This is a genomic window from Arthrobacter glycogeni (assembly GCF_054510815.1).
Window position 1 is genome coordinate 154,929 of the sequence record NZ_JBTNDV010000001.1, and the last position, 26,170, is coordinate 181,098.

The window sequence follows — 26,170 nt, forward strand, 5'->3', positions numbered from 1 at the left end:
TTGATTATGCGTCTACACCACCCGAAGCACCTTTTTGGCTTCGCCCGAACAGTTGTTGGTCGAGCGGCCCTGGCGCTCGCGGCACTGCAGGCGGCCGTTGCTGCGACGCTGGTGATCATCGACGCTGTGCAGAAGAAGATCAGGACCAAGCGGGTAGGGTTCCCCAAACCCGGCATCTTCGAGGGCCACGTGGCCGGCTCCACAACCACCGTCTACACCTACGGCGAAGACCTGTACGAGGCGATGCTTCAGGCGATCAGGTCCGCGCAACACCAGATCCTGATGGAGACGTACATCTGGAAGGGCGACGACGTCGGGCGCACCTTCCGGGATGCGCTCAGTGAGGCCGCCGCACGGGGCGTGAAGGTATACGTGATCTATGACGGATTCGCGAACCTGGTGGTCCGACCGTCGTTCTACTCGTTCCACCCCGACGTCCGGGTTTTCAGGTTCCCTGTGCTGCGTCCTTCAGTGCTGTTCACCAATATCCGGGGCACCGGTTTCGATCACCGCAAACTGCTGGTGGTGGATGAAGCCGTCGGGTTTGTGGGCGGCTACAACATCGGGAGTCTCTACGCCACCAAGTGGCGGGACACCCACCTGCGGATCGCCGGACCGTCCGTCTGGGAATTACGGGAAGCGTTTGTCAGCGTGTGGAACCTGTCGGCGGCGAAGTCCCGACCCAGGCTCGATGACATCAGCGCCGACTTCTGGGAGCCGCGGCTGCGTGCGGTCAACAACATCCCGGCGAACCTGGTGTTCCCGATCCGCGGCGTCTATCTCGACGCGATCAACCGCGCCAAGCATCACATCTACATCACCACCGCCTACTTCATCCCCGACCAGCAGATCCTCAACGCCCTCCTGCGGGCGAGCAAACGCGGGGTGGACGTCCGCGTGATCCTTCCCGAGGAGTCCAACCATGTGCTCTCCGACTGGCTGTCCCGCGGATTTTATACGTCAATGCTGGAGAACGGGATCCAGGTGCTGCTGTACCAAAACGCGATGATTCACGCGAAGACCGCCACCGTGGATGGCCAATGGTCAACGGTGGGCACCGCCAACATCGACCGATTGAGCCTGACCGGGAATTACGAGATCAACATCGAGATCTTCGACGAGGGCCTGGCTCACAGCATGGAGCAGATCTTCGCGATCGACAGCGGCAACAGCCGTATCCTCACGATCCAGGAATGGGAACGCCGGCACATCGTCGCTCGCGTCAGCGAGGCAATCCTCGCCCCCCTCCGCCCCCTCCTCTAGCCGAGCGCCCACCTTCCCTCTTCCGCCGTTGCATGATCTGCGCAGCTCTGGCGGTTTGGCTTCAACAATTGTGCAGCATTGGTGGGTTCGAGCGTCTCCTACCCGCCACAGCTGCGCAAAAGTTCCCGACTTCCGGCGAGGAACACGCCCGACCTACCCTCGTCAGTTTCTGAGCCCGGCTCAGGGGGCCGCGAACCGGTCCAGGTACCCCACGCGGGATTGGTGGACATGTCCGGCCATGAGGCGTTCGGCGTCGGCCGGGTTGCCGGCGTCGATCGCTGCCATGATCAGGCGGTGCTCGCTCCAAGACTGCTTCCCCCGATTGTCGACGTCGGTGGCGTAGAGCCACTCGATCTTGCCCGAAATCTGGCGCAGCAGGGCCGTCAGCGAGGCGCTGCCGCTGAGATCAGCGACCCCCAGATGGAACCGGATGTTCAGTTCCGGCAGCGACTCGAGGTTCCCTCCGACGACGGCCCGGTCGCCGTCGTCGAGCAGGTCAGCGAGTGACCGCCGCGCCTTCCACCAGTCGGCGCTCGGCTCCCCGGCACTGAACTGTGCGGCCGCCCGCCGCGCCGCCCGGCGTGCGGTCGCAGCCTCAAGCGCCTCGCGTACGGAGAAGAGATCGTCGGCGTCGTCCAGCGGGATCTCCGAGACCGTCGACCCTACGTACGGCTTGGACTCGACGAACCCCTCCGCCTCGAGCGCACGCAGCGCCTCGCGCACCGGGATCCGGGACACCCCATAGGTGGCGGCAAGCGCAGCCTCGGTGACCCGGGTGCCGGGCCGCAGGGAACCGAAAATGATGTCATGCCGGATTTCGTCCTGCACCCGCTGTTTCGGGGCAGGATCCACCGGTTTCGGATCAGGCGGCAAAGGCGGCACCGGGGATCGCTCCCAGCAGTTCACGGGTGTACTCGGATTCGGGCCGGTTATAGACCTGGTCCACAGTTCCCGCTTCCATCACTTGGCCCGCCTTCATGACCACCACACTATCGGCAATCTGCCGGACGACGGCGAGGTCATGGCTGATAAACAGGTAGGTCAGCCCCAGCCGGTCCTGCAAATCGGCGAGCAACCGGAGAATCTGGTCCTGCACCAGCACGTCCAACGCCGACACCGCCTCATCGAGGATGAGCAGCTCCGGTTCCAGTGCCAACGCCCGGGCGATGGCCACACGTTGGCGTTGCCCGCCGGAGAGCTCGTTGGGTCGGCGTTGCGCCACGGTGTGCGCCAGGCCTACCTGGTCCAGCAGGTCGGCCACCTTGCGACGGCGGTCGCCTTTATCTCCCACCTTAAAGATCCGCAGGGGCTCGTCGATCAGACGTTCGATGCTGAACGTGGGATCCAACGATCCATAAGGGTCCTGGAAGACCGGCTGGACCATGCGCCGTAGTGCCCTGCGCTCCTGGCCGCGGCTGGCAGTGATGGTCTTGCCGTCGATCAGCGCGTCACCCGACGTTGCGGTTTCCAGGCCGAGGATGATCCGGGCCACAGTGGTCTTGCCCGACCCGGATTCGCCCACCACCGCCGTCGTCGTCCCGCGCTGCACGCTGAAGGAAACATCCTTCACGGCTTGCACCGTGCTGCCCCGCTGGCCGCGCAGCTTGAACTCCTTGAACAGGTCACGGATGACGAGGATCGGTTCGGGCCCGGCGATTGACGACATTCCGCCGCCAGCGGGTTCCCGACCCAGGACGGCCGCCACCGATGGCGCCGCAGCGACGAGTGCCTTGGTGTACTCCTCCTGCGGGCTGAGGAGAATTTCGCGCGGCGTGCCAACCTCAACGATGCGGCCCTCGGACATCACGATGATGCGGTCGGTGCGGTCGGCCGCAAGGCCCAGGTCGTGGGTGATGAACAGCAGCGAGGTACCCCGTGCGTCCACCAGATTCTGGAGGTGGTTCAGGATCTGCCGCTGCACCGTCACGTCGAGGGCCGACGTCGGCTCGTCAGCGATCAGCAGCTCAGGCTCCCCCGCCAACGAGATGGCGATGAGCACCCGCTGGCGCATGCCGCCGGAGAATTCGTGCGGGTACTGCCCGTACCGGCGTGCGGCGTCGGGAATCCCCGCTTCGGCCATCAACCCGACGGCGCGTGCCTTCGTCTGTGCCCGATCCAGGCGTTCGCTGCCCGGCGCCCGGTTGGACATCAGGGCGTCGGCGATCTGCGGCCCCACCTTCATGGCCGGGTTCAGGTTGGACATGGGGTCCTGCGGGACCAGGCCGAGCCGCGAGCCGCGGATGGTGCGCATCTGCGCCTCGGACGCGTCGGCCAGTTCGACGGTGTCACCCGAAGTGCCCAGCCGGATCGACCCGCGGGAAATGTAGCCGTCTCCGGGGAGGAGCTGCAGGATCGCACCGATGGTGGTGGACTTGCCGGAGCCGGACTGGCCCACGATTGCCACCCGCTCGCCCTTTCGCAGCTCGAAGCTCACGTCGTGCAGCACCGGGGTGTCGCCGAACGTCACCTCCAGGTTCTCGACCTTCAGCAGGACCTCCCTGGATCCTGCGTTCACTTCATCGCCCTGCTGCATAGCCCTGCGCTCCTCTCGGGTTGGCGGCGGCCTTCAGCACACCGGTCGCCGGGTCGCTGACCACTGCGGAGATGCGGCCCAACGCCCAGTCACCCGCCCGGGTGACCACGTGGCCGCGGGCCTCCAGACTGGTGATGACGTCCTCGCCCAGGCGGTCCTCCACCACAGCTCCACCCGGTTCCCAGGTCCGCGGGAAGAAGGAGCCCGGGATCGACGTCGTGTGGAGGGACGGCGCGTCGATCGCCTGCTGCGGCGAGTAGCCGCCAACGATGGTCCGCAGAATGTAGAGCAGCTGCCACTGATCCTGCTGGTCGCCGCCGGGAGACCCCAGCGCCACCACCGGCACCCCGTCCTTGAGGATCAGGGTGGGGGTCAGCGTGGTGCGGGGGCGTTTCCCCGGGCGGAGGGTCGACGGCGCGCCGTCCTCCAGCCAGGTCATCTGCAGCCGTGAGCCCAGGCAGAACCCGAGTTCGGGGATGGTGGGCGATGATTGCAGCCAGCCACCGGACGGGGTGGCTGAGACCATGTTCCCCCACCGGTCGACGACGTCGACGTGGCAGGTGTCCCCGCGGGTTTCACCGCTGCGGGAGACAGTCGGCTCGCCGACGCCGGCCATCGCACCGATCCCTGCGAGCGCCGGTGGGAGGTACTCGGTCCGCAGCGGCGGGATGAACGGCTCGCGGCCCGGCACGGTGCCGGGCCGGAACTCGGCGGAGGCCCGGTCGGTGATCAGCGCGCGGCGTCCGGCCGAGTACTCCTCGGAAAGCAGGTAGTCGAGGGGGACGTCAGCGTCACCGTAGTACGCTTCCCGGTCGGCGATCGCGAGTTTCTGTGCCTCAAGAATGGTGTGGGCGCCGAGCGCCGTGGACGGGTCCAGGTGCTCGTCGTCGTACTTGGCCAGGATCGCGAGGGTCTGCAGCAGGGCCGGTCCCTGCCCCCAGGCGCCGGTCTTGGCGATCGTGTGGCCGCGGAACTCGAAGGTGGTGGCGGGCTCGTACCCGGCCTGGCAGCCGGCGAAGTCCTCCAGGCTCATCACGCCGGCATGGTCGGTGCCGGAGGAGTGGCGGTGCGGCTGGGCGGTGAAGGCGACGGCGGCCTGCGCCACGAAGCCCTCGCTCCATTCGCGCCGGGCAGCGTCGATGCGCTCCTCGCGGGTGGCCTCGGGCGCACCGGCCGCGATTAGGCGGTCCAGCACTGCAGCGTAGGCCTCGTTGGTGATCACCTCGCCGGCCTCGGGAGCGCGGCCCCCGGGCAGCCAGAGCGCTGCCGACGTCGGCCAGTGGTCGTTGAAGAGGTTAGCGACGGCGGAGATCGTCGCACCAACGCGTCCCACGATCGGGTGCCCGTTGCGGGCGTAACCGATCGCAAATTCCAGGACGTCACCGAGTTCCCAGGAGCCGTGGTCTCGCAGCAACAGGAACCAGGCGTCGACGGCGGCGGGCACCGCTGCGGCGAGCGCCCCCGAACCGGGCACCAGTTCCAGCCCCTCGGACAGGTAGTGCTCACGGGTGGCGGCAGCCGGTGCGGGGCCCTGCCCCATCAGGACGACGGGCTCGGACGGGTTCGCCGCCGTCGCAAACACGCCGGTCATGTCGCCGCCCGGACCGTTGAGATGCGGCTCCACCACGTGAAGCACAAACGCGCCGGCGACGGCGGCGTCGAACGCGTTCCCGCCGCGCTCAAGGACTGCCTGCGCCGACGCGGTGGCCAGCCAGTGAGTGGACGCTGTCATCCCGAAGGTGCCCTCGAGGGTGGGCCGGGTGGTGAAGGAAGCGGGTGGTGTGTAGCTCATCGACGTCACTTTCGGTTCATTTTGCGGGAACGGGAACTTGAGGCACTGGTGGGGTCGAGCGCGTCACGCAGGGCATCCCCAAACAGGTTGAAAGCCAGGCAGATCACGGCGATCGCCACACCGGGGAAGATGGCGGCCGTGGGCGACCTGAAAATGTACTGCTGCGCATCCGAGAGCATGATACCCAGGCTAGGGGTGGGCGGCTGGATGCCGAGACCGAGGAAGGACAGCAGCGCCTCACCGATCACCGCGACCGGCATGATCACCGTGGCCTGCACGATGATCGCCGATGCCGCGTTGGGCAGCACATGCTGGGCCATGATCCGCAGCCCCGACGCGTCCATGGTGCGGGCACCGAGCACAAAGTCGCTCTCCTTGATCCGCAGCGTTTCGCCGCGAACCACCCGGATCATGGTCGGGATCTGCGCGATCCCCAGGGCAATGGCCGCGTTCGACAGGCTGGGCCCGCTGATCGCCGCCAGCCCGACGGCGATGATCAGGAACGGGAAGGCCAGAGTGACGTCGGTAAGACGGGAAATGACGGCGTCGAACCCTTTCCAGTAGCCGGCCAACAGCCCCAACGGGGTCCCGACGACGACGGCGAGCAACACGGACAGGGCGCCCACCTGAAGCGAGGCCTGCATACCGAAGAGCATCCGGGAGAAAATGTCGCGGCCCAGGTCATCGGTTCCCAGCAGGTAGCCCACGGTGAGCGGGTCCTGGAACGGAGCGTCGAAGTGGACCTCGGTGGGATCGTAGGGTGCGATCAGTGGAGCCAGCACAGCGGCCAGCACCACCAGCGCTAGCATGATGCCGCCAGCAATGCCCAACGGGTTCCGGCGCAGCGAACGCCAGATCCGGCCGCGTGCCGACCCGAGGCCCGCCGCGTCAGGTCCTATGCCCGGGCCTGTTCCCCTGGTGGCAATTTCAGTAGCGGCCATTAGTTGGCTCCTCCGACTCGGATTTTCGGGTTGACGACTGAGTACAGGATGTCCACGGCCAGGTTGATCACAATGTAGGAGATGGTGATGATCAGGACCACTGCCTGGATCACCGGGTAGTCGCGGGTGAACACGGCGTCGAGGGTGAGTTTCCCGAAGCCGGGCATCGCAAAGATCCGCTCGGTCACCACCGCACCGGAGATCAGGCCACCGAGTTGCAGTCCAACGATCGTGACCACCACGATCAGCGAGTTCCGTAAGCCATACCGCATCAGCACCCGGCCGCGTCCCAGGCCCTTGGCCCTAGCGGTCCGCACATAGTCGGTGCTCATGGTTTCGATCATCGACGCCCGGGTCTGCCGCATGATCACGGCGGCCAGCCCGGTGCCGAGAATGACGGCCGGCAGGGTTAGGTAGTACAACCCGCGCAACGGGTCGGTGGCCACATCCACGTACCCCGACGCCGGGAACCAGCCGAGAGTCACCGACAAGTACAGGATCGCGAGGATGCCCAGCCAGAAGTTCGGCACCGACAGGCCGACGAGTGCAAACCCGTTGGCGAACCATTCCGGCCAACGCCCACGGAACCGCTCGGCGATGACGCCGAACAGGATCCCGACGACGACGGCGACCACAATTGCGTAGGCGGACAGCCACAGCGTGACGGGCAGGGTGGTGGCAATCAGCTCGGTGACGGGCGTGCCGGTACGGGTGGACTCGCCGAAGTCGCCACGCATGATGTTGCCGATGAAGGTGAAGTACTGGCTGGTCAGGGTGTCGTTGAGTCCCAGTTGTTCACGAATCACCTCGACCTGCTCGGGGGTGGCTTCCTCACCGGCCATGGCCAGCGCAGGGTCCCCGGGAAGCTGCCGGACGCCGATGAAGACCACCAGCGATGCCAGGAGCAGGGTCAGCGCCGACTGCCACAACCGGGCGCCGACGTAGCGGATCACGGTGTCACCTCCGCTGCTTCAGCTGAGGCTGACTCAGCTGAAGCATCGACGAACGCCACATTGCTCAGATGCACCACGCCGTCGGCGAAGGTTTCCACCCCCGCGATATCCGTGGTGTACGCGGTGAGGCTGCGCACCCGATACAGGTAAATGAGCGGGTTGTCTTCCTGGACCTTCTCGATCACCTGGCCGTACAGGTCGGCGCGTTCGCCTTCGTCGATGGTCTGGGCCGCCTGCTGAAGCAGGGCGTCGACGTCGTCCTCGCTGTACCCGGAGTAGTTGTTGCCGCCCCCGGTGGAGAGGAAGTTGAACATGTTGCCGTGGGGGTCAACGCGACCGGACCACCCAAGTTGCAGCATTTCGAAGTCGCCGCGGGACTGGACGTCCAGCAGGGTCGAGTACTCCACGGGAACGATGGTCAGGCTGAACGCGCCCTCCTCGGACACCGCGGCCTGCAGGGCCTGGGCGAAGCGCAGCGTGTCGGGTGCGTTGGAGACCTGCATCTCGATCTCGTACGGCGTTTCGATGCCAGCTTCTTCGAGCAGAGCGACGGCGCCTTCCGGATCAAACGGTGGGCACTCCTCGCTCAGCTCGGAGGTGAAGGGGCTTTCCGGGGAGACGGGTGAGCAGGCCGGCTGGTACCAGCTGTTGAACACGGTGTTCACGAGGGCTTCGCGGTCGATCGACATGGACAGGGCCATCCGCACGGCCGCCTCCTGGGCCAGCGGTGTGTCGATGGTGCCGACCGGTTCGCCGACGCCGCCGGTGTTGCCGACGTTGATGGTGAGGCCCTGATAGCCGAGGGAGCCGACCTGCAACACGCCGATCCCCTCTTCCTGGGTCAGTGCGTCAATGTCCTGCGGCGAGATGGTGTCGGCCACGTGGACATCGCCGGACCGCAGATTCGCCGCGCGGATGTTCGCGTCGGTGATGATCCGGTAGGTGATGCTGTCCAGATGGACGTTTTCGGCGTCGTAATAGAGCGGATCCCGTTCGACGGAGATGGAGGTCTGGGGGACGCGGTCGACGAACTTGAACGGGCCCACGCAGACTGGGTTGTCACCGAAGTTTTCGCCAGCGGTATCGAGTGCCTGCGGCGAGAGCATCATGCCCGCCCGGTCAGCGAGTGCCGCAGTCAGCGGAGCGAATGGGGTCTCATACGTGATTTCGACTGTGTATTCGTCGGTCGCTTCGATGCTCGTGATCGGCCCCAGCTCGCTGGCCCGGGAGGAACCCTCAAGGTTGAGGTGGCGGTCGATGGTCTTCCGGACCGCTTCGGCGTTGAACGCGGTGCCGTCCGCGAACACGGCGTCCTCCCGCACCGGGATGGACACGGTGAGTCCGTCGTCGGACACCTCGGGAAGGCCGGTGGCGAGCTGCGGGATGAGTTCGCCTGCCGCATCGATGTCGTACAGCTTCTGACACATGGTCTGCATGACATAGCGGGTGTAGAGCGACGACGACGTCGTCGGGTCAAGGCGATCGGGTTCGGCGGAGAGAGCCATCACCAGGTCCCCTCCCTCGGCGATGGTCTTGCCCTCAAGCGACGCGGTGGTGACTTCTTCACGTTCAGGAGCCGGTTCGAGCGCCTGGAGGGGCTGGCAAGCGGTCATCGCGAGGATCACCACGGCGGCACCCGCAAACACGCCGGCTGTCTTGAGCGGGGACCGGGATCGCGTGTCCGGCAGGACCGGCTGCGTACGGGGTGTGGGCGGCATTTCTATCCTTGATTCAGGAGGCGGGGGCTGCATGTGGCGCAGGTCTCATGTGACCGATTGCATACAACAATAAACAGTAAGGTGTATTTTGTATACATGTAGTCCGAAATATGACAGTTCGTATAACAACGCATCGCGTCACAACGGATCGCAGAAACAGCAGTGCGCATAACAGCAGTTCGCCAAACACCGGAGGATCCCATGAAGCGTCAGCCCGTCTCCACCGAGCGACTCCACTTGTGGCTCATGCTGACCCTCACTTTTTCCACCGGGGTGGTCGACGCCGTCGGCTTCCTCGGCCTTGACCAGGTCTTTACCGGCAACATGACCGGTAACGTCGTCCTGTTGGGCATGGCCATCGCCGGTGGCAGCGACCTGCCGGTGGTTCGCCCGGCCCTGGCTCTACTCTTCTTCATGGTCGGCGCCGTCATTGGCGGGCGGGTGCTGCGCAAAGCCCCCGAAGGGTGGAGCGGACGGACCTCGTTGACCTTCCTGACGGTGGCAGCGCTCATCGGCGGCCTGTCCCTCTTCACGGCCCTAATCGATGTCACCGCCGATGAGGTGCTCGGCAGCATCACCACCAGCACGCTAGCCCTCGCCATGGGCATTCAGGCGGCGACGGCGAAGCGCCTCAAGGTCGCCGAGATCACCACGGTGGTGGTGACGTCCACCATTACCGGGCTGGCCTCCGACTCGCGCCTCGCGGGAGGAAAGAGCCCGTTCTGGGTGCGCCGCGCCCTCGCGATCTCGCTGATTCTGCTTGGCGCCCTGGTGGGGGCGGCGGCACTGCAGGTCGACCTCTGGGTGGGAATTGCGCTCTCCGCGGTCCTCACTTCGGTGGTGACACTCACTGGCCAGCTCCGGCATCATAAGGACAAGCAGGCCAAGGCTGCGGCGAGGACTGACGACGTCGAAGCCTTGGCCAAATGGTAGTCAGCAGTTCACCGGCAATTAACTGACGCGCTGTATTCCCTCCACCGGGCTGGACGAGCATGGTCAGTCGGGCGCAATTCGTGCCCAGCTGTTGGCTCAGCCCTCCACGGATCGTCGTCCGGGGGCGAGAAGGGAAACAAGACGTGCGTAGAACTATTTCGGTGACAGCCACCCTGGCTGCAGCACTGCTCCTCGCTGGCTGTGGTGGCGGGTCCACCGAGACCAGCAATGACGAATCAACCGAGGGTGCGACCCTGGTGGTCTACACCAACTCGAATTCCGATGGCAAGGGCGAGTGGCTTGAAGCCGAAGCTGAGGAAGCCGGGTTCAGCCTGGAGATCGTCGGCGCTGGTGGAAGCGATCTAACCAACCGGATCATCGCCGAGGCAGGAAACCCGGTGGCCGACGTCGTCTTCGGTTTGAACAACATGTTCTTCGAACAGATCAAGGCGGAGGGCATCCTCGAGCCGTATACGCCCGCCTGGTCGGGTGAAGTGGATCCCGAACTGGGCGACGGCGAAGCCTTCTGGCCGCTGGTGCAGCAGGGCATCGTACTGGCCTACAATTCCGACGCCATTCCCGCGGGCGAGGCGCCGTCGGACTGGACCGATCTCTGGGAAGACGAACGATTCCAGGACCGTTACGAGTCGGTCAACTCTCTTGAGGGCGCAACGGAGCAAATTGTGATGGCTGGCATCCTCACCCGCTATCAGGACGAAAGTGGCGATCTGGGGATTTCAGACGAGGGCTGGGCGCAGGTCCAGGGGTACTTCGAAAGCGGTTCACCGGCCGTCGAGGGCGAGGACCTGTTCGCGCGGATGGCCTCGGACACGGTCGACCTGGGTCAGATGACCATCAGCGGCCTGCCGGCTCGCGAGGCTGAATACGGGATCGCTGCTGGTGTGGTGGAACCGTCGGTCGGAATCCCCTACGCCGTCGAACAGGTGGCGATGGTCAAGGGCACCAGCAAGCAGGACGAGGCACAGCGGTTCATCGACTGGTTCGGTAGCGCCGCGGTCCAGGGCGGTTTCGCCCAGGAATTCTCGACTCTTCCCGCCAACGAGGGCGCGCTCGAGATGGCGGATCCGGCTGTCCTCGAGCAGTACGAATCTCTTCCTCCACAGGACCTGGACTGGGAGTTCATCAGGGACAACATTTCTCCGTGGGTTGAGAAAATCGAACTCGAATACATGCCCTGATGATTCGGTACGAGAATATTCAGGTCTCGTTCGACGGTTTCGTCGCGATTCCCAACCTCAACTTTGAGGTGAAGGAGGGTGAGTTCTTCACCCTCCTGGGCCCGTCGGGCTGCGGCAAGACCACCGCGTTGCGGACTCTCGCTGGGTTCGTCAACCCCAGCCGGGGCGACGTCTACGTGGACAACAAGCGCGTCACCCAGCTGTCCAGCGACAAACGCAGCATCGGCATGGTGTTTCAGAACTACGCCCTGTTCCCCAGCATGAATGTCTGGGAAAACATCGCCTTCGGACTCAAGGTCCGTAAGGAAAGCAAAGCCGGCACCGAACGCCTGGTCGCCGACATTGCAAAGAAAATGGAGCTGACCGACGAGCAGTTGGGCAAGAACATTTCCGAGCTCTCCGGCGGCCAGCAGCAGCGGGTTGCCATTGCACGCGCCCTGGTGCTGCAACCGAAGATCCTGTTGCTGGATGAGCCCCTGTCGAACCTCGACGCGAAGCTCCGCGTGCAACTGCGCGGTCAGCTGAAGGACCTGCAGAGCCAGTTCGGGATCACCACCGTCTATGTGACCCACGATCAGGATGAGGCCCTGACCATGAGTGACCGGATTGCCGTGTTCAACAAGGGCGTGGTGGAGCAGGTGGGACCGCCCGAGCAGATCTACGACTCTTCCTCCACAGAGTTCGTCTGCAACTTCATCGGGGACATCAATGTGCTGGACGCTGCGTTGATCCAGCGGCTGAACGCCGTGTCGATGCGGAAGCTCGACCCGGCAAAGAGTTCCTACCTCAGGGTGGAAAAGGTGGGGCTGGACCGCAACCAGGTCAGCGCAGCAGCGGTCAAGGTCAACGGCCGGGTGACGGCCCGCAGCTACCACGGCATGCACAGCCGCTACACGGTCGACGTCGCCGGCAACAGCATCAAGACCCTGGTCACCGAGAACGGTCCGAGCACACTGCACATCGGCGCACCAGTGGACCTGTACATCAATCCCGACAACGTGCTCCAGTACTGAGGCCGCACCATGAAGACGTCGCTGCGGTCAATGATCCGCTCCCCCATGGTCCTGGTGACCTCGGTGGTGTTGACCTGGTTCATTGTCACCTTCCTCATCGCCCCCAACGTGGGACTGCTCGCCACGACCTTCTTCCCGAATGGTGATTTCACCCCCCGCTCGGTCGACAAACTGCTGAGCTCCGACCGGGCCATGAAGTCGCTGGGCAATAGTTTCCTTCTCGCGATTGTCCTTGCCGTGACGGTCAACATTGTCGGAATTTTCATTGTGCTCGTCACCCAGTACTTCGACATTGTGGGGTCGCGCATCCTTTGGCTGGGCTACGCCACCACCTTGATCTACGGCGGAATTGTCCTCGTGGCCGGGTACAAGTTCATTTACGGGCAGAACGGGTTCATCACCAATCTGCTGCTGAACTACTTTCCGGGGATGAACGCCGAATGGTTCACCGGGTTCCTGGCCGTGGTCTTTGTGATGACCTTCGCCAGCACGTCGTACCACATGCTGTTCCTCACCTCGGCCCTGAACAAGGTGGACTTCCAGACCATCGAGGCGGCCAAAAGCATGGGCGCGTCAACGCTGACCGTCCTGTGGCGGATTGTCCTGCCGGTCCTACGTCCCATCCTGTTCGCCATCACGATCCTGGTGTTCCTGGGAGGCTTGACCGCGCTCACCGCCCCGCAGGTGCTGGGCGGTCCCGACTTCCAGACTGTCACCCCGCTCATCCTCACCTTCTCCGGCAGCACCACCTCCCGTGACATCGCCGCCCTGCTGGCGCTGATCGTCGGCGTCGCCACGATGATCCTGCTGGCGGTGATGAGCCGGGTGGAACGCGGCGGCACCTACTTCTCGGTCTCGAAGGTCTCCGCGACCATGCAGAAGCAAAAGATCACCAACCCGGTGGCCAACGCGGTGGTGCACGTCGTCGCCTACACCCTCTTCGTGGTGTACACGTTGCCGATCCTGCTGATCGTCGTGTTCTCGTTCACCGATTCCGCGAGCATCCAGACGGCCACCCTGTCCTGGGACCGGTTCACCCTGGACAACTACATCACCGTGTTCACCACCCAGAGCGCGTTCCAGCCGTTCATCGTGAGCGTCCTGTACAGCGCGGCGGCGGCCGTCGTCGTCGTCGGCGGGCTGCTGTTCGTCGCCCGGATCCTGCAAAAGTACAGGAACGCTGCCACCACGGTTGCCGAGTACCTCCTGCACATCCCCTGGATCCTGCCGTCGACCATGATCGCGTTGGGGCTGATCCTCACCTTCGACCGGCCCAATGCCCTGATCGGCGGGCAGGTGCTGACGGGAACAGTATGGGTGCTGCTGGTCGCCTACATCATCATCAAGATCCCGTTCACCTTGCGGATGCTGAAGGCTGCGTTCTATTCGGTCAGCGATTCGGTGGAGGACGCGGCGAGGATTCTCGGGGCGAAGTCCCTGTACACGTTCCGGCGGGTGCTGCTGCCCATCGTCCTGCCCACCGCTGCGGCGATCACCGCCCTGAATTTCAACAGCCTCCTCGATGACTACGACACCGCCGTGTTCCTTTACTCGCCGCTGTATGAGCCGCTCGGGATTGTGATCAAGAACAGCACCGACGGCGACAACATCAGCGACGCCATGGTGCTGACCCTGGTCTACACGGTCCTGTTGATGATTATCATGGGCCTGAGCATGTACGCAGTGTATGGGCGGTCGGTGACGGCGCGGCGGAAGAAGCGTCCTCGCGCTGTGGTGCTGCCCGAGGCGCCGGATCAACCCGCCACCCAGGTGGGTCGGGAGAGGCAGCCCGACGACGACGGTCGGGTGACCACCCGCTGAGCCCCTGTAGGCTCGACGTTCACGGTCCTTTGGCCGGCGCGAGAAGGAGTACAACGTGGGTCAGTCGGGCGAAGTGAATGACATCCAAGGTACGGTGCTGATCGCCGGCTGCGGGGATCTGGGCACCGAGGCGGGGCTGAGGTTCGCTGCGGCGGGGCACCGGGTGATCGGGTGGCGGCGGTCGGCGGACAAGCTGCCGGCGGAGATCGAGGGAGTCGCCGTCGATCTCACCGGCGAGCTGCCGCGGATCCCGGCGGACACCAGCATCGTGGTTTTGGCCACCGCAGCCGACGGCCGGACCGAGGACGCCTACCGCTCGGCGTACCTCACCCCTGCCGGCAACGTGCTCGATGCACTGGACCGCGACGGCGTTGACGCCCATGTTCTGCTGGTGTCCTCGACCGCCGTGTTCGGGGGCGACGACGGCGAATGGGTCGACGAATCGACTCCCGTCGCGCCCGGGACCGCCACCGCGCGCATCCTGGCCAGCACCGAAGAGCTCCTGCGGGCGCGGCGGCCGGACACCACAATTCTTCGCCTGTCGGGCATTTATGGGCCAGGGCGCACCCGGTTGATTGATCAGCTCACGGCGGGGACCGCCGTCGTGCCGGAAGAGGTTCAGTGGACCAACCGGATTCACCGCGATGACGCGGCGGCGGCCATCGTGCACCTGACCACCCGGGTGAGCGATCCGGGACCGGTGTACGTGGGCGTCGACAACGAGCCAGTCGACCAGGGCGAAGTGCTCGAGTTCCTCGCGGCCCAACTAGGCCTGCCCACGCCGCCGGTGGGGCGGTCGTCGTCGTCGCGGTCCGGCGGGAAACGGCTCAGCAACTCTCTGCTGCGGGCCACCGGGTTCACGTTCGCCTATCCCACCTTCCGGGAGGGGTACCTGGCCGTCATCAACGGGGACGGGATCAGGCACCCCTGACAGGGCTAGTGGACGGCTGGCACTCCAGCTCCGTCGAGCGGGGCCTCGGCACCGTGGGTCGGCACCTCGTCGGGTTTCCTGATGAAGAAGGCGGCGACGATGAAGACGATCGCCCCACCGAAGAAGGCGCCCTGGATGCCGCCGGCTTCGGCGGCAACCTCGGTGGCGCCGTCGTCGAGCAGGGCCGTCGCCTGGATGGTCATGACCGAGATGAATAGGGCCGTACCGGCAGCTCCTGCGAGCTGCTGGACGGTGCCGACGATCGCGCTGCCGTGGGAGTACAGGGCCGGGCGGACCGAGCCCAGTGCCGGGGTCAGCAGCGGCGTGAACATGAGCGCGAGGCCCACGCTCAGGAAGACGTGAGCCACCATGACCATGAGTAAGGGGGTGGTTTCGCTGAGCATCGTCAGTCCCCAGAAGACCAGGCTGACGATGATCGCGCCGGGCACCACCAGGACCCGCGGGCCGCGCTTGTCGAAGATGCGGCCCACCACCATCATGCTCACCGAGATCACCAGGATAGAGATGGTGAAGGTGCGGGACGTGAACGTCCGGAGGTCCAGCAGAGCCCGGTCGGCGCGCTGCAGGGTGCGCTGCCTGAGGACGAAAAGAACCAGGACCGCACCGCCGACGGCGAGTGGCAGCCACTGCGGCACCGCTCCACCACCATCGGCTGCTTCACCGAACTGGCTGAGGCCGTAGATGATCCCGCCGAAGGCCAGGGCCGAAAGGATCACTGAAAGGATGTCGATAGGGAGACGTCGCGGCGTGCTGACGTTCTGAATGCGGGTGGCGCCGAGTGCCAGGGCGCCAAGCGCGATGGGCAGGACCAGCCAGAACAGCCAACGCCAGTCCAGCACGCTGAGGATGAGGCCCGAAATGGTAGGGCCGATCGCCGGCGCTACCGACATGACGATGGCGATATTGCCCATGGTGCGGCCGCGCGAGGCGGGCGGCACCAGGGTCATCACCGTGGTCATCAGCAAGGGCATCATGATGGCGGTTCCGCTGGCCTGGATGATCCGACCCACCAGCAGCACCTCGAAGCCGGGCGCCAGTGCCGACACGAGGGTGCCCAGGCTAAACAGGGACATGGCGGCCATGAAGACCGGCCGGGTGTGGAACCGCTACAGCAGGAACCCGGTGACGGGAATGACCACCGCCATGGTGAGCATGAACGCTGTGGTCAGCCACTGCCCGGCGCTGACGGTGATGCCGAGGTCGACGGTCAGCGACTGCAGTGCAACGCTCATGATGGTCTCGTTGAGGATCACCACGAAGGCTGAGACGAGAAGCAGCGAGATGACCAGTCTGTTGCGTTTGGCGTGCTCAGTGTCTTCCCGGCCAGCGGCGGGCGGGTTTGCCGCGGCGGACGGGGCGCTATGGGGCACAGGGAATCCTTCGAAGGGTGTGCGGGTGGGAAATCCTACTAGCCGCAACGTCCGAAGGAAGAGGATCTATTCCGCCGGTAACGGGGACGGATTGGTTAGCTGAGCGAGCCCGACGTCGGCACGTACCCGAGGGTTTTGTCCACCGGGTGGGGCAGCTGGTCGCCCGCATGCCAGAGGAGGAAGTTGGTTTCGAACTGACGGGCCAGGTCCTCCAGCCAGGAGTCGGCGTCGCTCGCCATGTGCGGCGAGATGAGCACCTGGTCCATCCCCCAGAGTGGGCTGTTGGTGGGGAGGGGTTCGACGGCGAAGGTGTCCAGCACCGCCCCGGCAATCCCGCCGTCGGCGAGGACCCGGGCCAGCGCCGGTTCGTCCACCAGCCGGCCGCGCCCCACGTTAATGAGGAACGACGACGGCGCCATGGCCGCGAGCACGTCGGCGCTGACCATCCCCTCGGTCTGCGCGGTGAGCGGCGCCACCAGGACCATCCAGTCATAGACGCCGACCACTGCGGCGAGGTCTGAGCTGCTGTGGACTGTGCCGAAATCGGGGTCGGCCGTCCGCGCCACCCGGCCGGCGCCGTCGACGTCGGCTCCCGCGGCAGTGAGGAGGCGTGCGGTGCACCGGCCGATGCTCCCCGTTCCCACGATGAGTACCCGGGCGCCAGCGATGTTGCGGGTGGTCCGCCGCCCCCAGACCCGGTGGTGCTGCTGGTCGCGGGTCTGGCCGAAGCCCTTGGCCGAGAACAGCATCGCACCCAGGACGTATTCGGCCATCGGCCGGTCAAACACGCCGTGCGCATTCGTCACGGTGACCGGAGATTCGACCAGGCCAGGGAACAGGAGCTTGTCGACGCCGGCCGCCGCGACGTGGAGCCACTGCAGGGAATCCGCGTGTTTCCAGGCCGGCTCCAGCGCACCAGAAAAGAAGTCCCACAGGTAGAGCACGTCGGCTCCGCGGAGAGCCGACGGCAGGCCAGGGGCGTCGGTCTCACGGATGTCCGCTACTGCTGCCACCCGATCCAGTCCCACCACGGGCCGGTCCCCCACCAGCACGGCAACGACGGGTTTGCGGCCGGCCTGCTCGGTGAAGTTCATGGTCAGCATCTTCCCACGTCCGGATGAGCGCAGTTGTGGCGGGTGTGCCCAGCTTGGGAGGCCGCCGTCGTCAACAAAAGCGCAGCAGTGGTGGGTAAACCACGCGCCAACCCACCACTGCTGCGCAAATGCGAGAAACCACCCACCACAGCTGCGCAGCCGGGGGCAGAGGTAGAGCCGGGGTAGGGGTGGCGCCCGTCCCTACGCCGGGACGGGGAAGCGGTCCCAGACGCGGTGCTTCGCGAGCAGCCCGGTCAGCGTGGTGAGCACCGGCGTTGCGTCGCCGACGACGACGCCCGGCGCGTCAGGGCTGATTCCGGCCGCAGCCAGCACTGAGGACACGTCGCCGATCCCGCCGATGGCCTTCGAGTGCCGGAACGCTTCGGAGAGGAGCAGCGTAACCCGCGGATCGATCGTGGCTCTTGGCGAGCCGGCCTTCGCGTCGCGGCTGTTGGCTGCGTCGTCGCCCGGTGTCGCAGCACCGGCGACGATCAGGGCGTCGAACTCGGTTGAACGCGCGGTCAGGTAGGTCCGCTGGACCACCAGGCCGCCGTCGAGCTTCCCGCCCGTGGGGGCAATGATCAGCGGCACCATTGCGGCGTCGTTGATCGCCGAACTGAGGCTGGCGACGGCGGCGACGTCGCTGTTCGGGTCCGCGATGATGCCGATAATCCGTCCTTCAACCGGCCAGGTGCCCCCGATTTGCGACACCGTCGGGCTTGGCTCGTGATCCTCAACCTCGACGGTCGGCGCCGGGGCGGCCAGGCCCAGGCCGTTGGCAACCTCGGCGCACAGGCGCTCGTCGATGTTGGCGAGGTGCTGCAGCTGACGGATCCGTAGGTTCTCTTCGTAGAGCTTGCCCAGTTCGAACGTGTAAGAGGAGATGACGTGATCCTGCTCCAACGCGGTGAGGGATCTGAAAAACAGCCGTACCTGGCTGAAGTGGTCCTCGAACGTGGCCGGGTTCTCCCGCACCTTGAGCGATGCCGGCAGCTCCTGCGGCACGTCGATGTAGGCACTCATGTCCTCACCGGCCAGGAACGGGCAGCCACCGTCGAGGGAGTTCGGCTTGTACGGTGCCGCTCCCCCGTGGACCGCGGTCTGGTGCATGCCGTCGCGCAGCATGTCATTGACCGGCGCGTGCGGCCGGTTGATCGGCAGCTGGGCGAAATTCGGGCCTCCCAGGCGGCTGATCTGGGTATCGATGTAGGAGAACAGCCGGCCCTGTAACAGGGGGTCATTCGTGACGTCGATTCCCGGCACCAGGTGCCCCGGGTGAAACGCGATCTGCTCGGTCTCGGCGAAGTAGTTGGTCGGATTGGCGTTCAGGGTCATCGAGCCGATGATCTGGACGGGAGCCAACTCTTCGGGGACAAACTTGGTGGGGTCGAGCAGGTCGATTCCCTCGAACATTTCGTCGTCGGTGTCCGGGAAGGTCTGGATGCCCAGGTCCCACTGCGGGAAGGCTCCGGCCTCAATCGAGTCCGCCAGGTCGCGGCGGTGGAAGTCGGGGTCCATGCCGTTGATGATCTGGGCTTCCTCCCACACCAATGAATGAACGCCCTGCCTGGGCTTCCAATGGATCTTCACCAGGGTGGTGTCGCCTGCTTCGTTCTGCAACCGGAAGGTGTGGACGCCGAACCCTTCCATGGTCCGGTACGACCGTGGGATGCCGCGATCAGACATGTTCCACATGGTGTGCGCCTGCGCCTCGCTGTGCAGGGAAACGAAATCCCAGAACGTGTCGTGGGCGCTTTGGGCCTGCGGGATCTCACGGTCCGGGTGGGGCTTGGCGGCGTGGACGACGTCGGGAAATTTGATCGCGTCCTGGATGAAGAATACCGGGATGTTGTTCCCCACGAGGTCGTAGGTGCCCTCGTCCGTGTAGAACTTGGTGGCGAAGCCGCGGGTGTCCCGCACTGCGTCGGCCGACCCCCGCGAGCCGAGCACCGTGGAGAACCGCACGAAGACTGGCGTCTCGACGTCTTTGGCGAGGAAGCCAGCCTTCGTGACGCCTGCTGCGGCACCGTTGGCCACAAAGGTGCCGTGAGCACCAGCGCCGCGAGCGTGGACTACCCGCTCCGGGATGCGTTCGTGATCGAAGTGGGTGATTTTTTCACGCAGGTGGTGATCCTGCAGCAGGACCGGCCCCCGCGGGCCCGCCTTGAGCGAATGGTCGGTGTCGGCCACTCGTGTGCCCTGGGCGGTGGTGAGGAACCGGCCGCTCTGGGAGTTCACCGATTTGGCGGCGCCGGTGGGGGCGCCGGTGGGTGACACCGTCTCGGGGGAATCCTGATCCGGTTTGGGCGGCAGCGGCTCGCGGGGTTCCACCGGCTCCGCCAGGCTGGGCGGTTCGACCGACGGCGCACCGGGGATAGGTGGGTTGGTGGCTGGGGAATTCTCTTTGCTCATCGATCGCTCCAAACGCTTGGGTAGTGACAGTGACCACGCCGTTACCCTCCCAGCCTACCCCCACTACTAAGCATGCTTTGTATATGAGTGATGGCTGAGCGACCCTAGACCGGGGTGAAGGCTCCGGGGGTGGCACCACCCTTTCGGCGAATCTCGTGCACCAGCCAGTCCACTAACAGGCGGCCCGCTGCTGAATGGCTTGCATCAGGGTCGTGCTGCTGGGCGTGCCAGCGCATTACGTCGTCGACGGCGGGACTGTTATCGAGCAAGCCCGTGAGGGGGCATTCACCGAGCGGCCGCGGATGTGGGGCTCCCAGACGGGCGAACTGCCAGTGATAGGCCAACCCGCCCAGGTAGGTTCGCGGACGGACCGGGTGCACATCAATGACAAACCCGGCGGCCCACGACGCCGCCTCACCGGCACGCAAGGGACGGGTGAAGTAGTATCCCTGGCCGAGCGGGGCGCCAAGGATCATTGCGGCCTCGGTGATGCCCAGATCCTCGAGCCCCTCGATCGCGACGTTCATTCCGAAGTCCCTCCCCATCTGAATCAGGGAAGCGATCATACTCAGCGTCTCGACGGGCTTCCTGCGGATCTCGGTGAGAAGCTCGCGGTCCAGCTTGATCGCGTTGAACGGGAGAGCCGACAACCGTTTGAGGCTGCTGTAGCCAGCACCGAGGTCATCCATCGCCAGTCCCACACCCAGCCCCACCAGCTGGTCCAGGGCATCCCGCTGTATTTCCCACTCCAGGGTCTGGGATTCGAGCAGTTCCAGTCCCAGCCGGTCCGCGGAGACATGATGACGCCGCAACGCATTACTGACTAGATCCAGGCAATCCGGATTCAGCAGGGTGCTCGGGGGAAGATTCACCGAGATGTTCGCGTGCAGACCCTCCCGATCCCACTGCGCCACCCATCCGAGCGCCTGATCGAGCATCCCGACAAATAGCAGGTCCAGCTCGACGTCGGATAGAAAGGGCAGGAATTCACCGGGTGCCGCGAGGCGCCCGTCGGGCATCCGCAGGCGGGCCAACGCCTCGAACAGGTGAACAGATCCGTCGCGCAGGTCAATCACGGGCTGCATGAAAGCTTCGAGGCCACCCGAGCGCAGCTGGGCCCGGTAGCGTTCGATGACGGCACTGTCGGGGCGCCCGCCGGCGTCAGCAATTCCTGCCTGCAGGTAGGTCAGGTCCGACCCAACTTCGGCGGCAGGTTCAACCGCGGCGAGCGTCCACCACCGGTCACGCTTCTTCTTTGTCTTCTTCGACTGATACAGCGCATCATCGGCGTTGCGCAGCAGTGTTGCCATGTCGCAGCCGTCTCGGGGATACAGGGCCAGTCCCATACTCATCCCCACCCTGACACTTTTCCCCGAGGCGAGGAACGGCCGCTCCACAGCGTCATGCAGCGAGTCCAGAATCCCGGCCAGCACTTCTGGCGCTGTGGCACGGTCAATGTCCTTCACCACGAGAATGAACTCGTCGCCTCCCATCCGTCCGAGGAAATCGCCGTCGCGGAGGTTGGCCTGCATGCGCACAGCCCATTCCTTGAGCACCCGGTCCCCGGCTTCGTGGCCAAACGCGTTATTGACTGCCCGGAAATCGTCGAGATCGATCATGCCCACTGCTGCGGTCACGTAACTGTGGTCGCCTCGAGCGAATACGTCCTGGAACCGTTCGGCGAGCGCCACCCGGTTGGGCAGTCCCGTCACCGGATCGTGCAGCGCCTGGAACCGCAGCTGCTCGTGCAGGGCCATCCGCGTGTTGATGTCCCGTTGGACACTGACGAAGTGAGTGACGTGACCGGCGGCATCGCGCAACGGAACCACACTGAGGTCATTCCAGAACGCTGACCCGTCCTTGCGGTAGTTGAGGATCTCCCCGCGGAAGGCCTCCCCCGCAGCCAGTGCGGTGCGCATGACACGCTTGGTCTCCGGATCGGACCCCGGCCCCTGCAGCAACCGGCAATTGTGCCCGAGCACCTCCTCTGGACGATGCCCGGTGATGGCCGTGAAGGAATCCGAGACGTGGAGGATATTCTGGCGGGCATCGGTGATCAACGAGACCTCAGACGTAGCCGCGTGCGCCCGCGCAAACAATGACTCAGGCAATCCCTCCCCCTTGAACCGGGGTCCCCACTTCAGCGCCATTCAACTCATCCTTTGTTGTTCTTCGGCACCCACACCCACGCCTGCTACCGCCGGAGAGCGTTGCCGGGCAATCGCCGATCTGTCTCCCCAGACCGATTCCTCTACAGGAATGGTAGCGGCAATTGTGAGAGGTACGTCACCACCGCTACATTGGGGCCAGACCCACCCGTCTCAAGGAAGGACGTTGTGAGCAATCGGCAGCTACCGGAGCCAGCCCTTAGAGAGGCGGCTGCGCGCCTGTATGGTCTGCCGCTGGAGGAGTTCACCGCCGGACGCAACGCGCTAGCCAAAAGTACCGAAGACAAGCCGCTTGCCGAGCAGATCAAACGGCTGCCCAAGCCGTCGATGGCCGGGTGGCTAGTGAACATGCTCGTTCAGCGGCACCAGAGTGCCATGAGGGAGGCGCTCGAACTCGGCGTCGCGCTGCGCAGCGCCCAGGATCGTCTCGACCAGAAACTGATGAAGGAGCTCGGGCAGCAACGGCAGCGGGTCCTGACTTCACTCGGCCAGGACAGCGTCGCAGTGGCCACGGAGCTGGGTCACGGTGTGAGCGCCTCCGTCGCAGCGGAAGTGGAGCAGACGTTCCGCGCCGCGATGACCGATCCCGACGCCGCCGCCGCCGTTTCGAGCGGACGCCTCCTCCGCGCCCTGAGCGCCAGCGGTTGGGACGCCGTCGACCTCGCTGGCGCGGTGGGCGGGCCGTTTGAACGACCCACCGGTGCCGGAGCCGACTCAACCGGGGCAGGGGACGGGAACGCAGGGAACTCCGGGGCCGACGACGAGGCGACCGGGAACGCCCGCGCCGACCTTGAGGACGCCGAACGCACCCTGACCGATGCCGACGACGACGCCGAGGACGCAGGACGCCGGCTCGCCAAGTTTCAGAACCGCCGCACCGGCCTGACCGCCGAGATTGAGGATTTGCAGCGCCGCCTCACCGAGCTGAGGGCCGACCTGTCGACCCTCGACGCCCGCATCGACGACGCCGAACGGGAACAGTCGGCCGCAGTCCGCGCCGCCCGCAATGCACAGCGCGCCGTGGACAGCGCGCGGCGCCACCTTGAGAAGCTGCTCTAGCCGAGCCAGCGGTCCTTGCGCGCCGGGCGCTGCCGGGCCAGACTACAAACATCGACCGCCCAGCCCAGCCCCAGTCACGCCACGCCACGCCACGCCACGCCACGCCACGCCACGCCACGAGGAGTCCACCATGTCAGCAATAGCACCGTGTCTCTGGTTCGATGCGCAGGCCGAAGAGGCCGCTACCTTCTACGTTTCCCTCTTCGGCAAGTCGCGGATCGTTGACGTGTCCCGATATGGCGACGGCGGCCCGCAGCCCGCCGGCACGGCGATCATGGTGCAGTTCGAACTGGACGGCGTCGCGTTCCAGGCCCTCAACGGCGGTCCGCTGTTTCCCTTCACCGAAGCCGTATCCCTTGCCGTCAGCACCACGTCGCAGGAAGAAACCGACCGGCTTTGGGCCGCGTTGATCGCCGACGGCGGAGAGGAATCGAGGTGCGGCTGGCTGAAGGACAAGTACGGGTTGTCCTGGCAGATTGTCCCCACCCGGCTCGGGGAACTCCTGTCCGGTCCTGACGCCGAGGGAGCCGGGCGCGCCATGCAGGCGATGCTCGCGATGCGAAAAATCGACATTGCTGGACTGGAGCGCGCCTACCACGGCTAGCTCAACCACGGCCGAGTGCTCTTTTACTGCTAATCCGCCCGAAACCCGGTGTTAATCCGGCGCTGTCACCATTGAGGTAACCACCCGGCCCTCCCCCGAGGAATCAATGTCACGCATCGGCCTCATCAGAGTCCTCACCGCCAGCGATCCACGACTGCTGAACGTCCACGGCCGCGCCCTCCAGGAAGCGTTCGGCGTCGAGGTAATTTCGCGCGCGGTCCACGACCAGCCTGAGGGCGTCTACGACCAGCACACCCACGACTCCGCAGCCCCGAAGGTCCTGGCCCTCGCCGCCGACCTGGCGCCGCACGTGGATGGCATCATGATCAGTTGCTCGTCCGATCCTGGCCTCGCGGAGGTCCGTGCCCTGGTCGGCGTTCCGGTGGTTGGTGCCGGCTCGGCGGGCGCTGCGGCGGCCCTGACACTGGGCTCGCGGATCGGGGTGCTGGCGTTGAGCGCCGACCCGCCCCCGGCCGTCGTCGACGTGCTGGGCCGTCACCTCCATACGGTTCAGTCGCCCGACGGCGTCACCCACACCCAGGAGCTGCTCACGCCGTCGGGGGTGTACGAAACGTACCTCGCGGCTGAGCGGCTGGTCGACGACGGCGCCGACGTCATCCTTCAAGGCTGCACCGGCCTGACCAGCATGGGCGTTTCCCGTGAACTGCGCCGCCGGTACGGTCTTCCCGTGATCGATCCGGTGCTGGCCGCCGGGTCGGCGCTCACCCTCCATCTGGGCCAGGAGCCACCATCCGAGGCGAGGGCGTTCACCTCCGGCCGGGATGGGCTGGTCCCGGCCGGGGGACTTGCCAGTTAGTCGCGGAACAGTAGGTGCTGGCGTTGCGCAAGGTGATGGGTTATCTCGCGGGTGGCCGGATACAGGTCGCGATACAGCGAGTACAGCTCATCATAGTTGTCCCTAACCGCCGGATTCGGGACAATAACCCTGGCGGTGGGATTCCACGACCGGATATCAACGTGTGAATTGCCGGTTGCCAGCGCCGCAAAATAGGCGGCGCCGTAACTGGCGCCGATGGTGTTGGTCGGGACCACCTGCGGAAGACCGGTGATATCCGAGACAATCTGCATCCACAGGTCCCCCTGGGTGCCGCCGCCGACGGCGATAATCCGTTCGATCGCACCTCCCGCCGCTTCGATCTGCTCGATGTTGTGACGCACCCCTAATGCCGTCGCCTCGAGGGCTGCCCGGTAGAGGTCACCGCGTCCATGGGACAACGTGAGCCCCGCGATCAGGCCGCGGGCATCCGGGTCAGCGATGGGTGTGCGCTCCCCGGCGAAGTAGGGCAGCATCACCAGGCCGCCCGCCCCAGGCCCGGAGCGCTCTGCCTCGGCCAGCAATTCCGGGTAATCCACTGAGCCGAAAAGCTCCTTGAGCCACCCGGTGATCGCACCGGAGGTTGCCATGCCACCCGCCAGGCTCCTCGTCCCTTCAAAGGCGCCGATTGTCCCCCACAGGTTCGGGGTGAAAACCTTCCCGGGGACGGTGTGCACGAGGAACATGGTCGAGCCGTACATCAGCATCAGGTCGCCGTCGTTTTGTGCGTCCACGCTGACGGCCTCCGTCCACGCATCGATCGTTCCGGCAATCACCGGCACTCCCGGGGGCAGCCCGGTCTCGCGGGCCGCGCCCGTAGACACCGTCCCCGCGATACCCGACGGCCAGATCAGCCGCGGCAATTGCAGGTCCGGGGCGATGTGCTGCGACCACGGGTGGTACCAGTCGAGGAGATTGGTGTCGTAGAGCGGGGTGGACTGACTGGCTGAGTGATGGTCCAGAACATATTCGCCGGTCAGTTTGAACGCCAGCCAGGACGATGGCATGAACAGTTTCCGGGCTCGCCCCAGCACGGTCGGCTCATGCTCGGCAATCCAGGCGAGCTTCGGGCCAACCGCCTGCGTGGACAGCACGGATCCGCAACGGTCCAGAATTGCCTGGTCCCCACCCAGTTCACTGGTCAGCACGGAAATCTGGGCGGTAGCGCGGGTGTCCACACCGTAGAGGATGGCCGGACGCAACGGCTGGTCGTGATCGTCAGTGAGCAGCACGCACGGGCCCATGCCGCTGACGCCCACGGCGACGACGGTGTCGGGTGAGTCAGCATTGACGGAATCGAGCAGCAGCGCCCGGCAGATGGCGGTGAATTCGTCCCACCAGATGTGAGCATCCATCTCCACCCAACCCGGGTACGGGCGCTCCACCCGATGCTCGATCACCTTGGTGCGCCGGACCGTCCCGTCCATTGCAACCAGGACACCCTTGCTGCTGCCGGTGCCAATGTCGACTCCGAGGACGACGTCAGCCACTATAGAACCCTTCCCGACCG

General features: G+C 65.4%; 19 protein-coding genes and 1 pseudogene. 9 read left to right on the forward strand and 11 right to left on the reverse strand.

Annotated elements, in window-relative coordinates; translation table 11 throughout:
• The first annotated feature begins 6 nt into the window (after positions 1–6).
• Positions 7–1,263, forward strand: coding sequence for a phospholipase D-like domain-containing protein (locus tag ACX80G_RS00715; protein ID WP_459305053.1), 1,257 nt, complete (start codon positions 7–9; stop codon positions 1,261–1,263).
• 180 nt (positions 1,264–1,443) lie between these two features.
• On the opposite strand, the gene ACX80G_RS00720 is transcribed toward ACX80G_RS00715, so the two are convergent.
• From ACX80G_RS00720 to ACX80G_RS00745, 6 genes are read right to left on the reverse strand one after another with little or no spacing between them, the layout of a single operon-like run.
• On the reverse strand, positions 1,444–2,091 hold the full coding sequence (locus ACX80G_RS00720) for a GntR family transcriptional regulator (RefSeq protein WP_459305054.1): 648 nt from the start codon (positions 2,089–2,091) through the stop codon (positions 1,444–1,446).
• Between the two features lie 34 nt (positions 2,092–2,125).
• Positions 2,126–3,796: a dipeptide ABC transporter ATP-binding protein gene (locus tag ACX80G_RS00725; protein WP_459305055.1), complete on the reverse strand. Its 1,671-nt coding sequence runs from the start codon at positions 3,794–3,796 to the stop codon at positions 2,126–2,128.
• Positions 3,780–5,588: a gamma-glutamyltransferase family protein gene (locus ACX80G_RS00730; RefSeq protein ID WP_459305056.1), complete on the reverse strand. Its 1,809-nt coding sequence runs from the start codon at positions 5,586–5,588 to the stop codon at positions 3,780–3,782. The genes ACX80G_RS00725 and ACX80G_RS00730 overlap by 17 nt, the downstream gene beginning before the upstream one ends.
• A 5-nt stretch (positions 5,589–5,593) precedes the next feature.
• A complete protein-coding gene (locus ACX80G_RS00735) occupies positions 5,594–6,529 on the reverse strand; it encodes an ABC transporter permease (RefSeq protein ID WP_459305057.1) in 936 nt (311 codons plus the stop codon).
• Positions 6,529–7,482 (reverse strand): ABC transporter permease, encoded by a 954-nt coding sequence (locus ACX80G_RS00740; RefSeq protein WP_459305058.1) that lies wholly within the window; start codon positions 7,480–7,482, stop codon positions 6,529–6,531. The genes ACX80G_RS00735 and ACX80G_RS00740 overlap by 1 nt, the downstream gene beginning before the upstream one ends.
• A complete protein-coding gene (locus ACX80G_RS00745; RefSeq protein WP_459305059.1) occupies positions 7,479–9,200 on the reverse strand; it encodes an ABC transporter substrate-binding protein in 1,722 nt (573 codons plus the stop codon). The genes ACX80G_RS00740 and ACX80G_RS00745 overlap by 4 nt, the downstream gene beginning before the upstream one ends.
• A 201-nt stretch (positions 9,201–9,401) precedes the next feature.
• Here ACX80G_RS00745 and ACX80G_RS00750 point away from each other — a divergent pair, with 201 nt between their 5' ends.
• The 5 genes from ACX80G_RS00750 (at position 9,402) to ACX80G_RS00770 (ending at position 15,097) form a co-directional block, all read left to right on the forward strand.
• A complete protein-coding gene (locus ACX80G_RS00750; protein ID WP_459305060.1) occupies positions 9,402–10,133 on the forward strand; it encodes a YoaK family protein in 732 nt (243 codons plus the stop codon).
• 143 nt (positions 10,134–10,276) lie between these two features.
• On the forward strand, positions 10,277–11,332 hold the full coding sequence (locus ACX80G_RS00755) for an extracellular solute-binding protein (protein WP_459305061.1): 1,056 nt from the start codon (positions 10,277–10,279) through the stop codon (positions 11,330–11,332).
• Complete coding sequence (locus ACX80G_RS00760; protein ID WP_459305062.1) at positions 11,332–12,345, forward strand: ABC transporter ATP-binding protein; 1,014 nt, start codon at positions 11,332–11,334, stop codon at positions 12,343–12,345. Before ACX80G_RS00755 ends, ACX80G_RS00760 begins: the two co-directional genes overlap by 1 nt.
• Before the next feature lie 9 nt (positions 12,346–12,354).
• A complete protein-coding gene (locus ACX80G_RS00765; protein WP_459305063.1) occupies positions 12,355–14,166 on the forward strand; it encodes an ABC transporter permease in 1,812 nt (603 codons plus the stop codon).
• Positions 14,167–14,221: 55 nt separating this feature from the next.
• Complete coding sequence (locus ACX80G_RS00770) at positions 14,222–15,097, forward strand: SDR family oxidoreductase (protein ID WP_459305064.1); 876 nt, start codon at positions 14,222–14,224, stop codon at positions 15,095–15,097.
• Positions 15,098–15,102: 5 nt separating this feature from the next.
• Here ACX80G_RS00770 and ACX80G_RS00775 read toward each other — a convergent pair.
• The 4 genes and pseudogenes from ACX80G_RS00775 to ACX80G_RS00790 form a co-directional block, all read right to left on the reverse strand.
• Positions 15,103–16,488, reverse strand: a pseudogene (locus tag ACX80G_RS00775) (MFS transporter).
• Between the two features lie 95 nt (positions 16,489–16,583).
• Positions 16,584–17,582: a D-2-hydroxyacid dehydrogenase gene (locus ACX80G_RS00780; protein ID WP_459305065.1), complete on the reverse strand. Its 999-nt coding sequence runs from the start codon at positions 17,580–17,582 to the stop codon at positions 16,584–16,586.
• Between the two features lie 201 nt (positions 17,583–17,783).
• Positions 17,784–19,994, reverse strand: a complete 2,211-nt coding sequence (locus tag ACX80G_RS00785) for a catalase (RefSeq protein WP_459305066.1) — start codon at positions 19,992–19,994, stop codon at positions 17,784–17,786.
• A 104-nt stretch (positions 19,995–20,098) separates the two neighbouring features.
• Positions 20,099–22,144 carry a putative bifunctional diguanylate cyclase/phosphodiesterase gene (locus ACX80G_RS00790; protein WP_459305067.1) on the reverse strand — a complete coding sequence of 682 codons (2,046 nt, stop codon included), beginning with the start codon at positions 22,142–22,144 and terminating at the stop codon, positions 20,099–20,101.
• A gap of 186 nt (positions 22,145–22,330) precedes the next feature.
• Between ACX80G_RS00790 and sctO the strand changes: the two genes are divergently transcribed.
• From sctO to ACX80G_RS00805, 3 genes are all read left to right on the forward strand, one after another.
• Positions 22,331–23,221 (forward strand): type III secretion system stalk subunit SctO, encoded by an 891-nt coding sequence (gene sctO, locus ACX80G_RS00795; RefSeq protein WP_459305068.1) that lies wholly within the window; start codon positions 22,331–22,333, stop codon positions 23,219–23,221.
• Between the two features lie 130 nt (positions 23,222–23,351).
• Entirely contained in the window at positions 23,352–23,825 is a 474-nt protein-coding gene (locus ACX80G_RS00800) for a VOC family protein (protein ID WP_459305069.1), read from the forward strand.
• 106 nt (positions 23,826–23,931) lie between these two features.
• Positions 23,932–24,642 carry an aspartate/glutamate racemase family protein gene (locus tag ACX80G_RS00805; RefSeq protein WP_459305070.1) on the forward strand — a complete coding sequence of 237 codons (711 nt, stop codon included), beginning with the start codon at positions 23,932–23,934 and terminating at the stop codon, positions 24,640–24,642.
• Here ACX80G_RS00805 and ACX80G_RS00810 read toward each other — a convergent pair.
• Positions 24,639–26,150: an FGGY-family carbohydrate kinase gene (locus ACX80G_RS00810; protein ID WP_459305071.1), complete on the reverse strand. Its 1,512-nt coding sequence runs from the start codon at positions 26,148–26,150 to the stop codon at positions 24,639–24,641. The two genes, ACX80G_RS00805 and ACX80G_RS00810, sit on opposite strands and share 4 nt — an antisense overlap.
• Positions 26,151–26,170: the final 20 nt, after the last annotated feature.